The sequence below is a fragment of the Mycolicibacterium helvum genome (assembly GCF_010731895.1).
Classification (GTDB): Bacteria; Actinomycetota; Actinomycetes; order Mycobacteriales; family Mycobacteriaceae; genus Mycobacterium; species Mycobacterium helvum.
Genome location: NZ_AP022596.1, coordinates 4,666,381 through 4,678,924, shown reverse-complemented (window position 1 = coordinate 4,678,924; position 12,544 = coordinate 4,666,381). Strand labels below are relative to the sequence as shown.

The window sequence follows — 12,544 nt, the reverse complement described above, 5'->3', positions numbered from 1 at the left end:
TTAAGGGAATGGGCGCGCGGTTAAATCAACGTATCTGCGCTACAGACGCGGCCACGGCTTGGCCGCCTCGAGTTCGTAGGCCAACTCCAGCAGCCTGCGCTCGTGGCCGAGTGGCCCGGCCAGCATCATGCCCACCGGCATACCGGACGCGGATTGGGCCAACGGCAACGAGATTGCCGGCTCCCCCGTCACGTTCTGCAGCGGCGTGAACGCTACCCAGTCGATCAGCCGGTCGATGATCTGCTGATAGTCCGCAGTGGGGTCCAAGTGCCCGATGCGGGGCGTCTCGTCGGCCAGCGTGGGCATCAGCAATACGTCGTAGGTCTGATAGAGCCGTTCGGTGACTCGCCGCAGCCGGCGCAGCCGCGTGATGGCGATCGGCAACCTGTGCAGGTTGCGGCTCGCGTGCCGGTCGAGGCCAAGGGTGAGGTTGTCCAGTTTGGTCTTGTCGAAGCTCTCGCCGAACGTCTTGCGCCCGGTGCGCACCAACGTCATCGCCAATAACGCCCAGTACAAGAGGAAATCGTCCAAGAAGTAGCGCGGCACCGGAGGCTGGTCGAGGTATTCGACGCTATGGCCAAGGCCCGCAAGCAATTCCGCGGTCTGCAAGGTGAGGTCGCGCACGCTCGGAGCGGCTTGCCGATTCACCGATTGCGTGACCACCGCGATGCGCAGCCGGGCGGTGCCCGGGCCGGTGACGGCGCCGATCGGTTCCAGCCGACGGTTGCGCCAGATGCGCTCGGATTCCCGGTAGAACGCGGCGGTGTCGCGCACGGAGCGGGTCAGCACCCCGTCATTGACGATGCGCACCGGCATCTGCCGGGTCATCTTGTCCAGCGGCAACCGGCCGCGAGAGGGCTTGAGGCCGACGAGGCCGTTGCACGCCGCGGGGATCCGGATGGAACCGCCGCCGTCGTTGGCGTGGGCGATGGGCACCACGCCGGCGGCGACGAAGGCGCCCGACCCCGACGACGACGCCCCCGCGGTGAAGTCGGTGTCCCAGGGATTGCGCACCGCACCCAGGCGGGGATGCTCGGCCGAAGCGCTGAACCCGAACTCCGAAAGCTGGGTCTTGCCCAGCGGCACCAGACCGGTGGACAGGAAGAAGCTGGCGAAGTCACCGTCGGCGGGTTGCGTGCGGGGCTGCCACGCGTCGGTGCCCTGCATCGTCGGCATGCCCTCGACGTCGACGTTGTCCTTGATGAACGTCGGCACCCCGTCGAAATATCCGCGGCCTCCCGCGTAAGCGCGGGCCAGCGCCCGCTCGAAGGTCTCGTGCGCCAGGCCGTTGAGGATCGGATTGACCTTCTCGGTTCGGGCGATGGCGGCCTCGATCAGCTCGGGTCGCGACACCGTGCCGGTACGGAGGGCATCGACCAGTGCTACCGCGTCGCGGTCACCGAGCGCGTCGTCGCCGAAGGCGTGCACATGTTGCATTCAGCCGACGCTAGCAGGCACGTGTTCAATAACGGGCCCGGCTTACCGGGGCAGGTCGGCCGCCACCGCTTCCAACGCGGCCAGATGGTCGTCGACCCCGCCCAAACCGGCGCCCATCGTGTTGATCGAGACGTGGGTGGCACCGGCCGCCGCCCAGGCCCCCAAGTCCCGGCCCACCCGGCCTCGGGACCAGTCGACCCGGCCCTCCATGCCCAGCTCGGCCGGATCGCGCCCGGCGGCCACCGCAGCGCGCTCCACCGCGGCGCGTGCCTCCTCGAGGCCCTGTCCGGGCGCCACCATCGGGAACCAGCCGTCGGCCAGACGGCCCGCACGTTCATAGGCCCGCTCCGAGGCCGCGCCGAACCACACCGGGATCGGGCGCTGGATCGGCAGCGGCGCCAGGCCAGCGCCGGTGAGCGTGTGATAGCGCCCGTCGAGGGTGACGCTGGGCTCGGTCCAGAGCCGGCGCATCACCTCGACCTGCTCCTCGGATCGGCGCCCGCGGTTGGAGAAGTTCTCGCCGAGCGCCTCGTACTCAACGGCGTTCCAGCCCAACCCAACTCCCAGCCGCAGCCGTCCATCGCTGAGCAGGTCCACCTCGGCCGCCTGCTTGGCCACCAGCGCGGTCTGACGCTGCGGCAGGATGATCACGCCGGTCACCAATTCCAGCGTCGTCGTGACAGCCGCCAGGTAGCCGAACATCACCAGCGGTTCGTGGAAGGTGGTGTGGACGTCGTAAGGGCCGGCCCAGCCATGGTGCACCTGCGGGTCGGCGCCGAGCACGTGGTCGTAGGCCAGGATGTGGGTGAACCCCAATTCCTCGACCCGCTGACCATAAGCGCGGACCGCGCCCACGTCGCCGCCGAGTTCAGTTTGGGGGAAGGTGACTCCGATGCGCATGGCTCATCCAACCGCGGCCCGGCGGGGATGCTTCCCGATCACTGCGCAGGAATCGCGTTGTTCACCGCAAAGTCGGAGGCGCCGGATGCACAGCTCAATACGATGGGCAGCGTCATCGCATTGCCCGTGTAACAGGTGAAGGGACCGATCTGCTGGTATTTCTCACCTTCGGCCTGATACTGGCCGGCGGTGGCGTACGCGTCCGCACAGCTGATGGGACCGTTGACGATATCGACCTGCGATTGATCTTGCGGCGGACAGTGATTCACCGACGGCTCCGCAGAGCTGACGGCGGCGCTTCCCAGGAGTAGTGCCGCGCTGGCGACCGGAACGAAAAGGTATCTCATTGGCATGGCTACGACTGTCACATGCGAAATGCCGCTGCGTTCGGCTTTATCCGAAGATGGTAAAACCCCGCGTCTCCGGGATCGCCGGATATGACGCGGGGTTTTCCAGTGGACGGCCAAGGTGCGCCGCCCAAGTTTGTCAGGCCTGGCCGACCTCGAACCGGGCGAACCGGGTCACTGTCACGCCAGCCTCCTCGAGCAGCGCCTTGACGCTCTTCTTGCTGTCGGACACCGACGGCTGCTCGAGCAGCACGACGTCCTTGTAGAAACCGGTGACCCGGCCCTCGATGATCTTGGGCAGCGCCTGCTCGGGCTTGCCCTCGGCCTTGGCCGTCTCCTCGGCAATGTGGCGCTCATTGGCCACGATGTCCTCGGGAACGTCCTCGCGGGTCAGGTACTTGGCCTTGAGCGCGGCGATCTGCAGGGCCACGGCGTGCGCCGCGTCCTTGCTGTCACCCGTGTACTCGACCAGCACACCCACGGCGGGCGGCAGATCGGCAGCCCGCTTGTGCAGGTAGGCCTCGACATTGCCGTCGAAGTACGCCGCACGGCGCAGTTCGAGCTTCTCGCCGATCTTGGCCGACAGCTCCGCGACGGCCTGCTCGACCGTCTTGTCACCGATCTTGGCGGCCTTGAGGGCCTCCACATCGGTGGCCTTGGCGGATGCAGCCGCGTCCACCACGTCGTTGGCCAGCTGTTGGAATTCGGCGTTCTTGGCGACGAAGTCGGTCTCGGAGTTGATCTCGATCAGCGCACCGCCCTTGGCGGCGACCAGGCCCTCGGCGGTGGCGCGCTCAGCGCGCTTGCCGACGTCCTTGGCGCCCTTGATGCGAAGCGCCTCGACGGCCTTGTCGAAATCGCCGTCGCTGTCGGCAAGGGCATTCTTGCAGTCGAGCATGCCCGCACCGGTGAGCTCCCGAAGCCGCTTTACGTCGGCAGCGGTGTAGTTAGCCATGTGGCCCTTCCTATGACTTAAGAAGCGTCAGTGGTGGTTGCAACGGTTTCAGCGGCCGGCCCGGCGTCATTGGGGGCCGTCGCGGTTGCACTGGCCAGCAGCTCCTGCTCCCACTCGGCCAGCGGTTCGGCTGCGGCCCCGGCATCAGCACCGGCCTTGTCGGCGCCAGCACCCGAGCGAGCCTGCAGGCCCTCGGCCACCGCGGAGGCGATCACCTTGGTCAGCAGGGCCGCCGAGCGGATCGCGTCGTCGTTACCCGGGATCGGGTAGTTCACCTGATCGGGATCGCAGTTGGTGTCCAGGATCGCGATGACCGGGATGCCCAGCTTGATGGCCTCGGAGACCGCAAGGTGCTCCTTGTTGGTGTCGACGACCCAGATGGCCGACGGAACCTTGGCCATGTCCCGGATGCCGCCGAGGCTGCGCTCGAGCTTGTTCTTCTCGCGGGTCAGCATCAGGATTTCCTTCTTGGTGCGACCCTCGAAGCCACCGGTCTGCTCCATGCCCTCAAGTTCCTTGAGGCGCTGCAGGCGCTTGTGCACGGTGGAGAAGTTGGTGAGCATGCCGCCCAGCCAGCGCTGGTTCACGTACGGCATGCCGACGCGGGTCGCCTCTTCGGCGATGGACTCCTGCGCCTGCTTCTTGGTGCCGACGAACATGATGCTGCCGCCGTGGGCGACGGTCTCTTTGACGAACTCGTACGCCTGGTCGATGTAGGTCAGCGTCTGCTGCAGATCGATGATGTAGATGCCGTTGCGGTCGGTGAAGATGAACCGCTTCATCTTGGGGTTCCAGCGTCGGGTCTGATGCCCGAAGTGAGCGCCGCTGTCAAGCAGCTGCTTCATGGTTACAACAGCCATTAGTGGCCATACCTCGTTATGTTGTCGGTTGTCGCCCGGCTTCGGGTGAAGCCATGCCCTGGCGCCTGAGGCATACCGACCCGTCGTCGTATTCCTCAGACGGGACCAACCGGCATGCGTGTGCAAGTTGCATTGGCAAACTTGCGGACAGGCGCGCGAAGTCAACCCGCTCGCGCGAGTTGCGGATCAAAGTTTACACCGCCGCAACGGGTGCTTTGTCCACAGCGGCTCGCTGGTCCACAGTGCAGCTATCGGGGCCTTTCGCCTGGCAGCCTGGGCCGCTGAACTGGGGTGATGCGCATCATCGCGGTGCTTGCTGCGGCTGCGCTGCTGTGCGCCGGGGTCAGCCGGGCCGATTCCGCGCGGTTGGTCTGGCCACTGCGTCCGCCGCCGGCCATGACCAGGGCGTTCGACGCACCGTCACCGGACTGGCAGCGCGGACACCGTGGAGTGGACCTCGCGGGGGTACCTGGGCAGCCGGTGTATGCGGCGGCAGCGGCGACCGTGGTGTTCGCCGGCGCACTGGCTGGCCGGCCAGTGGTGTCGCTGGTCCATGCCGGCGGGCTGCGCACCAGCTACGAGCCGGTCGAGGCTGTCGTGCAGGTGGGGCAGCTGGTGGACTCCTCGACCGCGCTGGGCCGGCTGCTGCCCGGTCACGCGGGGTGTCCGGCTACGGCCTGCCTGCACTGGGGCGCGATGTGGGGTCCGGCATCGCGGGCCGACTACGTCGACCCGCTGGGGCTGCTGGCCAGCACGCCGATCCGGCTCAAACCACTGGCGGGCTCCGGCTAGGCGCGTGGATCGTCCGTAGGCTCAATATCGATGAGCATTGCTCCCGACACGACCGTCATCCTCGGCCGCCGATTTGCCACCGCGCTGCCCGAAGTCGCGCTGCCTTGGCAGGCCGAGTCCGCTCCTGATCCCCGACTGCTCGTGCTCAATGAGTCGCTAGCGGTCGAACTGGGGCTTGATCCCTCCTGGCTGCGAAGTCCCGACGGAATCGGTCTCCTTGTCGGGACCCGATTACCCGCGGACGCTCAACCGGTTGCGCAGGGGTATGCCGGCCACCAGTTCGGTGGCTGGGTGCCCCGTCTCGGCGACGGTCGCGCTCTGCTGCTCGGTGAGCTCGTGGACACCAAGCAGCGGTTACGCGATCTGCACCTGAAGGGATCGGGGCGCACCCCGTTTGCCCGCGGCGGGGACGGCTTGGCGGCGGTCGGCCCGATGCTGCGCGAATACCTCGTCAGCGAAGCGATGCACGCACTCGGCATTCCGACCACCCGCGCGCTGTCCGTTGTCGCCACGGGGCGCGCGGTCTATCGCGAGACCACCCTGGACGGCGCTGTCCTGGCCCGTGTCGCGGCCAGTCATCTGCGCGTCGGCACCTTCCAATACGTCGCAGCGGCAGGCGATCTCGCCGTGCTGCGGCGGCTCGCCGAGCACGCGATCAGCAGGCACTACCCCACCGCCGCACGGGCGGACAATCCGTATCTTGCGTTGCTCGATTCGGTGATCGCCGCTCAGGCCGAACTCATTGCGCGCTGGATGCTGGTCGGTTTCGTTCATGGCGTGATGAACACCGACAACATGACGATCTCGGCTGAGACCATCGACTACGGCCCGTGCGCGTTCATGGACGCCTTCGACCCGAAGACGGTGTTCAGCTCGATCGACTCATGGGGCCGTTACGCCTACGGCAACCAGCCGGCGATCGCCGTATGGAATCTCACTCGCTTTGCCGAAGCACTGCTCCCGCTGATCGCCGACGACCAAGAGCACGCGGTCGCGCTGGCCACGGCGTCGTTGCAGAACTTCGCCGAGCTGTACGCGGCGGCGTGGTCGGCAGGCATGGGCAAGAAACTCGGGCTCGGTGACGGGGTCGAGGACGCGGCTGCCCAGCAGCTCGTCGACGAGCTGTTGGAGCTGCTCGAAAATGAGCGCGTCGACTACACGTCCTTCTTCCGCCGGCTCGCGCGCGGTGTGGTCGAGCCGGCGTTCGACGCGTGGGCCACCCGGTGGCGCGACCTTGATCCGGACACCGGCGCGATGCAGCGGGTCAACCCCGTCTACATTCCGCGCAATCACCTGGTCGAGGAGGCGCTCAGCGCCGCCGCGGCAGGCGACTTGGCGCCGTTCGACCGGCTACTCACCGCCATCGGTTCGCCGTACGACGATCGGCCGGGGCTCGAGCGCTACGCCGATCCCGCTCCTGACGACTTCGGCCGCTGCTTCCAAACCTTCTGCGGCACCTGAGTTTTCAGGCGCGCGGATGGGCCTGATCGTGGACGGCGCGCAGGCGCGCGACGGTCACGTGGGTGTAGAGCTGCGTAGTGGCGAGCGAGGAATGGCCCAGGATTTCCTGGACGATGCGCAGGTCAGCCCCACCCTCCAGCAGATGCGTCGCGGCGCTGTGCCGCAGACCGTGCGGACCCATGTCGGGGGCCCCGTCGACCGCGGACATGGTCTGGTGCACGACGGTGCGGGCCTGACGCGGGTCCAGCCGCCGCCCTCTGGGGCCCAGCAGAAGCGCCGGGCCGGAGTCGTCTTTCACCAGTTCGGGCCTGCCCTCGGTCAGCCACGCCGTCAGCGCGGCCAGCGCCGGCGCTCCGAACGGGACGGTGCGCTGTTTGTTGCCCTTACCCAGCACGCGCAGCAGCCGCCGGCCGGTGTCGACGTCATCGATGTCCAGCCCGCACAGTTCGCTGACACGGATCCCGGTGGCGTAGAGCAATTCGACGATCAGCCGATCGCGCAGCGCCAGCGGGTCGCCCTGTTCGGCGCCGAGATCAGCGGCGGCCATCGCGGCCAGTGCCTGGTCCTGGCGGAGCACCGCGGGCAGTGTGCGGCGGGCCTTGGGCAGCTGTAGGCGGACCGCAGGGTCGTCGGCCAGTAGACCGCGGCGGGTGGCCCAGGCGGTGAAGGTCTTGACCGCCGAGGTGCGGCGAGCCAGCGTCGTGCGGGCCGCGCCGCCGGCGGATTGCGCTGCCAGCCAGGACCGCAGAATCGGCAGGCTCAGGCCGGCAATCCCGGCGCCGGGGGCGCGTTCGTCGACGAAGGCGAACAGCGACCGCAGGTCGGTGAGATAGGCGCGGCGGGTGTGCTCGGAGCGAGCACGCTCCAGCTCGAGATGCTCGGCGTAGTCGTCGAGGATCGCCGCATAGTCGCCGGGGTCCACTCCCCTACGGTTGCATCTCAGCACGCACGTACGACGCATGTAGGCACGGCGTGTTCGGCCGTCGTGACTATTCCGTTGTCGAAGTTAGTCCCGGCCGGCTTCGACCTCGGCCAGTTCCTTCTTCCACTGCCGGAACGTCTCCTCGGTGCGGCCACGCCGCCAATAGCCCGAGATGGACGCCCATTTGGCATCGACGCCACGCTCCTTGCGAATGTAAGGCCGCAGGTTGTGCATGACGGCTTGGGCTTCCCCGTGGATGAAGACCTGGGCTTGGCCGGGCAGCCAGGGGGCGGTGGTGACCGCCTCGACCAGCGGTGCGTTGTCACCGGCCCGCTCGTCGCCGACCAGATCGGCGCGCCCACCGCGGTAGATCCAGGAGATTTCCACCGATTCCGGTGCGGCCAGCTCGATCTCGTCTTCCGGTCCGGCGACCTCAATAAAGGCCTTACCAATAGCATTGGCGGGCAAGGCTTCCAGCGCCGCACTGATCGCAGGCAGACCGGCTTCGTCACCTGCGAACAGGTGCCAGTCGGCACTCGGATCGGGCGAATATGCCCCGCCGGGGCCCATCAGGTGAATCGTGTCGCCCGGCTTGGCCGCTGCCGCCCATGGTCCGGCGACACCATGCTCGCCGTGCACGACGAAATCGACGGTGATCTGCCGAGCCTCGGGATCGGCCCGGCGCACGGTGTAGGTGCGTACGGTGGGCTGCTGCTCGGGTGGCAGCTTCTTGAAGCTGTCCAGGGTCAGCGGCGTCGTGAGCCTCGCCACGTCGACGTCGTCGCGTAGGAAGACGAATTTGACGTAGCAATCGGTGAACTCACCCGGCTTGAACGTGTCGAAGCCGGTGCCGCCCAAGACCACGCGCACCATGTGCGGCGCGAGTTGCTCGGTGCTGACGACCTGAAAAGTGTGCAGTGGTCGACCCGCCACATCGCCTCCCGACGAGAACTGTTAGCCAACCATCCCGACTATACGTTCCACCCGGCTGCCCTGGTCGGTTACGTCCGGGTGGGCGCTCGACGCACGATCGGCGATGTCGTGCTCACTCCGATTCGAGACGGCGGAGCGCCCGAAACGCATAAGGCGTGAGCACCGCAATGAGCACGAAGAACATGACGAACACCGCCCAGAAGTTCAGCAGGCCGTGCCACGCGAAGGGGCCGGTGCGCGCGAACGGAACGAGGCTGAGCGGGACGTAGACAGCCGCGGTCAGGAAGCAGACGTAGCCGACCCACCGCGGGAAGAGCGGTTGCGATCTGCGATCCATCAGGATCGCAGTGCCAAGCGCAACGCTCTGCAGGAAGGAGAATATGAAAGTCAGGTCGAAAAACAGCCAGCCGAAGTCGTACAACGTCTGAATGGTCTCCGCCGATCGGCTTTCAGACCGGAACGCCGCTGTCTGCCAGACGACGGCAGGCACGGCCGTGACCACGCCGGTCATCAGGCCGCCGATCAACTCGGTCATGGACAGCGGGCCCATGGGCCCCTCCATGCGGCTGATGATCTTGGACAGCGCGATGCTCCACGTGTAGTAACACGGAGCGCCGACGACCATGAGCACCATTCCGATTCGGATCGACGTCTCGTGCGCGCGGAAGTACGCGGCGATGCCTGCGGCATCGAGGTCCTCGCCCGGCGGGGGCCAGAAGCCGGCGAACACCGCGAATCCGAGCAGCCCCAATCCGACGTATACGCACACCGACCACAGTGCTACCCGCAGTAGTCGATAGTCGGCACGCTCGGTGCGCGGTTCGCCGCCGTCAACCGTGGGACGCAGGGTGGCTGTCACAGTTCCTCCTTCACCGGGGACCGGGACTACGCAGATCCCGACTGAAGAACTTTATTGAATTTCAGATAAAATATTTGCCGATCGCAGAAATCCGCCTGCCCGTCAGGCGATGAGACTCTTGAGGGCAGCCATATCGGCGAGTCGTTGCGCCGGCGAAGACGCAACCGGATCGGCCAAGACACAGGTGACTCCGGCCGCCTTCATGGCATCGACCCGGTCACGAACTTCCGACCGGCTGCCGATCAGCGAAATTGATCGCGCGAACTCCTCCGGAACAGCCTGGGCCGCAGCCGATTTCATCCCGCCCAGGTACAGCTGCTGAATCTCGGCAGCTTCCGTCTCATAGCCGTACCGCGCGAACAGCGTGTTGTAGTAGTTCTTGCCGGCAGCACCCATCCCGCCGACGTACAACGCCACGTAATCGCGAACAGCGCCCAGAGCTGCCGCCGCGCCGGCGGCATCGTTGGTGATCAACAACCGACACTGGACACTGATCCCAAGGTCGCCCAGTTCGCTTTCCCGACGGCTCTTGCCCGCTCGCACGGCCTCCCCAAAGGCGCGTTCCGCGCGTTCGGGGTGGAACAGAATGGGCTGCCACTCGTCGAAGATCTCGGCGGCCAGCTCGACGTTCTTCGGCCCGATCGCCGCAAGTCCCATGGGAATGCGTTCCCGTACCGGTTGACCGATGATTCGCAGCGGCTTGCCCAGTCCGGATCCACCGCCATCGGCACCCAGCGGCAACGTGTAGTGCTTGCCCTGGTACTGAGTTGGCTCACGGCGCCAGATCCGGCGACAGATGTCCACGTGTTCGCGAGCGCGTTCGACCGGGGCGTCGTACTTGACGCCATGAAAACCTTCAATGACCTGCGGACCCGACGCACCGATACCCAGCACGCAGCGCCCACCGCTGACGTAGTCGATCCCCGCGGCAGTCATCGCGAGATTTGTCGGCGTGCGCGAGAACATCGGCAAGACACCGAATGCGAGCTCGACGCGCCGGGTCTTCGCCGCCACATAGCCCATCTGGCTGACGGCATCAACGCTGTACGCTTCGGCGACCATGACCCGGTCCAGGCCGGCTCCCTCGAAGTCCGCCAACCGGTCAACCGCAGAGGCGAAATCGTTGCCGCAGTAGGGCAACGGCATACCGAGTTTCACAAGTTCAACCCCACGATCGAAACGAGCCGGCGCAGCACCCAGGTGACACCGCTACCGTGGACATATTCTAATCCATAGTAAATTATATTCAGTCGAGCCCGGCCACGCCACGAGTAACCGCACAACCACCACAGCAGAAGGGGTTGGCAGCATGGCACTGCGACCATCAGTTGAAGACCAGCAAGCACCGACCGCGGCGGGCATGTGGACACGACCCACAGCTGTCGCGGACTGGCTTGCACAGCACGATCCGGATGTGGCTCCGCCGGTGACGGTGACCCGGGTGGGAATCGGCCAATCGAACATCACCACCATCGTCGCTGACACCGTGGGACGCCAGTGGGTGATGCGCGAGCCACCGCCTGGCGACCACGCGGGCAATGCGCACGACGTCCTTCGCGAAGCGCAGATCCTCAGTGCGCTGGCAGCCACCGATGTGCCCGTTCCACGAGTCATCGGAACGGGGTTGAGCCCGTCCGGATCGCCGTTCCTGGTGATGGAACGTGTGCCGGGCTCACCTCTGGAGTGCGAGGCCGACGCACGGGCGTTGGCGCCATCGCAGCGCCGAGACCTCGGCATCGCGGTCGCCGAGACTTTGGGCCGCCTGCATCTCCTCGACGCCTCCATACTGGGCATCAAAGCGTCCAGCAGCCCTTATCTGGTGCGGCAGTTGCGCCGGGTGACCGCCGGCTGGGAGCACTTGGCAGCGCACGTGTCCACGCCAAGCCGCCACGACCGCGCCTGGCAGTCGATCCGTGACAACCTGCAAGATCGGCCCCCGCAGCCTGGTCCGGGCGTGATCATGCACGGCGACTACCGGCTGTCGAATCTTCTGATCTGCGACGGTCGCATCGGAGCCGTACTCGACTGGGAGCTGTGCACCGTCGGCGATCCGCTCGCGGACCTCGCCTGGCTACTCGACGACTGGCGTCCCGTCGAGGAAGCCGCGATCGTGATGCCGAGCCCGACCCGTGCGGGCGGGTTTCCTGACCGCGACGAAATGGTCGCGGTGTATCGCGAGGTCACCGGCTACCAGGTCGACGACCTCGACTACTACCGGGCTTTCTCACAGTGGCGAGCGGCCAGTCTGCTGGAGGGAGTGCGAACTCGCCGTCTGGCCGGCGCGATGGGCTCGCACGCGGCCGTCGACCCCGAGGAACTCGAAGACTCGATCGGCGTGCTGCTTGCCTCGGCGACCGAGCATCTCGCCAAGACGGCGTAGAACCACCGACTAGCCGGCGGACCCCTCGGCGAGTCCGTGCCGGATCACAGACTGGGCGTTCTGCACCACCGCGTCAACGGAGCCGCGCCGCGGCGTCCACCATTCCACCGCCCAGTTCAACGCTCCGAGCACCAGCATCTGAGCGATGTAGAAGTCCAATTCCGGACGAAGCACGCCGTCGCGCGCGACGTCGTTGATCAACTTGCGCCAGATCTCGCCGTAGCGCTCCTCTTCGCGTACCTGCCGCTTGCGAATGGCGTGCGGGACCTGTCCCGCATTCCGGATCGCTGCGGTGGTGTAGTGCGAGATTTCGAGCTCGTGTCGCAGGTGCGCCTCAACTGCGATCAGCAACCGGTCGATGGCGGGCGTACCGTCGGCAACCTCGTCGAGAACCGCAGCCACGTGCTCGCGCATGTCGGCGATCCCTGACCACATCACCTCCTCGATGAGCTCCTCACGAGACGGAAAGTAGTAATAGATCGCCGGCGCCTGCAGCTCGGCTTGGGCCGCCACATCGGTGAGTCGCAAGCCCGCGTAGCCACGCTCGGACAGAACTCGAGCAGCCGCGTCCAGAATGCGCGACCTCGTCAACGCCGACTTCGATTCCGAGACCGACCCGCCTGAATCCGCCTCGGCGGCTTCGTCGGCCAGCCGGGTCTTTTGCCTGGGCATTCGATCATGATACGGCTCGATTGATC

General features: G+C 66.5%; 13 protein-coding genes. 3 read left to right on the top strand and 10 right to left on the bottom strand.

Going from position 1 to position 12,544, the window contains the following annotated elements:
* Positions 1-39: 39 nt before the first annotated feature.
* From G6N38_RS21960 to rpsB, 5 genes are all read right to left on the bottom strand, one after another.
* Positions 40-1,437, bottom strand: coding sequence for an amidase (locus G6N38_RS21960; RefSeq protein WP_163750116.1), 1,398 nt, complete (start codon positions 1,435-1,437; stop codon positions 40-42).
* A 42-nt stretch (positions 1,438-1,479) separates the two neighbouring features.
* Entirely contained in the window at positions 1,480-2,337 is an 858-nt protein-coding gene (locus G6N38_RS21955; RefSeq protein ID WP_163750115.1) for an LLM class F420-dependent oxidoreductase, read from the bottom strand.
* Positions 2,338-2,375: 38 nt separating this feature from the next.
* Complete coding sequence (locus G6N38_RS21950; RefSeq protein WP_163750114.1) at positions 2,376-2,606, bottom strand: hypothetical protein; 231 nt, start codon at positions 2,604-2,606, stop codon at positions 2,376-2,378.
* Positions 2,607-2,823: 217 nt separating this feature from the next.
* Positions 2,824-3,639, bottom strand: a complete 816-nt coding sequence (tsf, locus tag G6N38_RS21945; protein ID WP_163750113.1) for a translation elongation factor Ts — start codon at positions 3,637-3,639, stop codon at positions 2,824-2,826.
* A 17-nt stretch (positions 3,640-3,656) separates the two neighbouring features.
* Entirely contained in the window at positions 3,657-4,499 is an 843-nt protein-coding gene (rpsB, locus tag G6N38_RS21940) for a 30S ribosomal protein S2 (protein WP_163750112.1), read from the bottom strand.
* A gap of 294 nt (positions 4,500-4,793) precedes the next feature.
* On the opposite strand from rpsB, the gene G6N38_RS21935 reads away from it, so the two are divergent.
* Together G6N38_RS21935 and G6N38_RS21930 are read left to right on the top strand one after the other, a co-directional pair.
* On the top strand, positions 4,794-5,291 hold the full coding sequence (locus G6N38_RS21935) for a peptidoglycan DD-metalloendopeptidase family protein (protein ID WP_163750111.1): 498 nt from the start codon (positions 4,794-4,796) through the stop codon (positions 5,289-5,291).
* A gap of 30 nt (positions 5,292-5,321) precedes the next feature.
* Positions 5,322-6,752, top strand: a complete 1,431-nt coding sequence (locus tag G6N38_RS21930) for a protein adenylyltransferase SelO (RefSeq protein ID WP_163750110.1) — start codon at positions 5,322-5,324, stop codon at positions 6,750-6,752.
* 4 nt (positions 6,753-6,756) lie between these two features.
* On the opposite strand, the gene G6N38_RS21925 is transcribed toward G6N38_RS21930, so the two are convergent.
* The 4 genes from G6N38_RS21925 to G6N38_RS21910 form a co-directional block, all read right to left on the bottom strand.
* The gene (locus tag G6N38_RS21925) at positions 6,757-7,713 is read right to left on the bottom strand and encodes a tyrosine recombinase XerC (RefSeq protein ID WP_163750109.1); all 957 of its coding nucleotides are present in this window, start codon (positions 7,711-7,713) and stop codon (positions 6,757-6,759) included.
* A 45-nt stretch (positions 7,714-7,758) separates the two neighbouring features.
* On the bottom strand, positions 7,759-8,607 hold the full coding sequence (locus G6N38_RS21920; RefSeq protein WP_163750108.1) for a siderophore-interacting protein: 849 nt from the start codon (positions 8,605-8,607) through the stop codon (positions 7,759-7,761).
* Between the two features lie 112 nt (positions 8,608-8,719).
* Positions 8,720-9,466 (bottom strand): DUF4386 family protein, encoded by a 747-nt coding sequence (locus tag G6N38_RS21915; protein WP_163750107.1) that lies wholly within the window; start codon positions 9,464-9,466, stop codon positions 8,720-8,722.
* A gap of 102 nt (positions 9,467-9,568) precedes the next feature.
* Complete coding sequence (locus G6N38_RS21910; protein ID WP_246227370.1) at positions 9,569-10,624, bottom strand: LLM class F420-dependent oxidoreductase; 1,056 nt, start codon at positions 10,622-10,624, stop codon at positions 9,569-9,571.
* 151 nt (positions 10,625-10,775) lie between these two features.
* Between G6N38_RS21910 and G6N38_RS21905 the strand changes: the two genes are divergently transcribed.
* Positions 10,776-11,846 carry a phosphotransferase family protein gene (locus tag G6N38_RS21905; protein WP_163750106.1) on the top strand — a complete coding sequence of 357 codons (1,071 nt, stop codon included), beginning with the start codon at positions 10,776-10,778 and terminating at the stop codon, positions 11,844-11,846.
* A 9-nt stretch (positions 11,847-11,855) separates the two neighbouring features.
* Here the strand turns inward: G6N38_RS21905 and G6N38_RS21900 are convergent, their stop codons facing one another.
* Positions 11,856-12,518, bottom strand: coding sequence for a TetR/AcrR family transcriptional regulator (locus G6N38_RS21900; RefSeq protein ID WP_163750105.1), 663 nt, complete (start codon positions 12,516-12,518; stop codon positions 11,856-11,858).
* Positions 12,519-12,544: the final 26 nt, after the last annotated feature.

Coding starts and splice junctions, on each gene's coding strand:
- G6N38_RS21925 (WP_163750109.1), bottom strand. CDS start 7,713: ATGCGTCGTACGTGCGTGCTGAGATGCAACCGTAGGGGAGTGGACCCC.
- tsf (WP_163750113.1), bottom strand. CDS start 3,639: ATGGCTAACTACACCGCTGCCGACGTAAAGCGGCTTCGGGAGCTCACC.
- G6N38_RS21935 (WP_163750111.1), top strand. CDS start 4,794: ATGCGCATCATCGCGGTGCTTGCTGCGGCTGCGCTGCTGTGCGCCGGG.
- G6N38_RS21905 (WP_163750106.1), top strand. CDS start 10,776: ATGGCACTGCGACCATCAGTTGAAGACCAGCAAGCACCGACCGCGGCG.
- G6N38_RS21930 (WP_163750110.1), top strand. CDS start 5,322: ATGAGCATTGCTCCCGACACGACCGTCATCCTCGGCCGCCGATTTGCC.
- rpsB (WP_163750112.1), bottom strand. CDS start 4,499: ATGGCTGTTGTAACCATGAAGCAGCTGCTTGACAGCGGCGCTCACTTC.
- G6N38_RS21960 (WP_163750116.1), bottom strand. CDS start 1,437: ATGCAACATGTGCACGCCTTCGGCGACGACGCGCTCGGTGACCGCGAC.
- G6N38_RS21900 (WP_163750105.1), bottom strand. CDS start 12,518: ATGCCCAGGCAAAAGACCCGGCTGGCCGACGAAGCCGCCGAGGCGGAT.
- G6N38_RS21955 (WP_163750115.1), bottom strand. CDS start 2,337: ATGCGCATCGGAGTCACCTTCCCCCAAACTGAACTCGGCGGCGACGTG.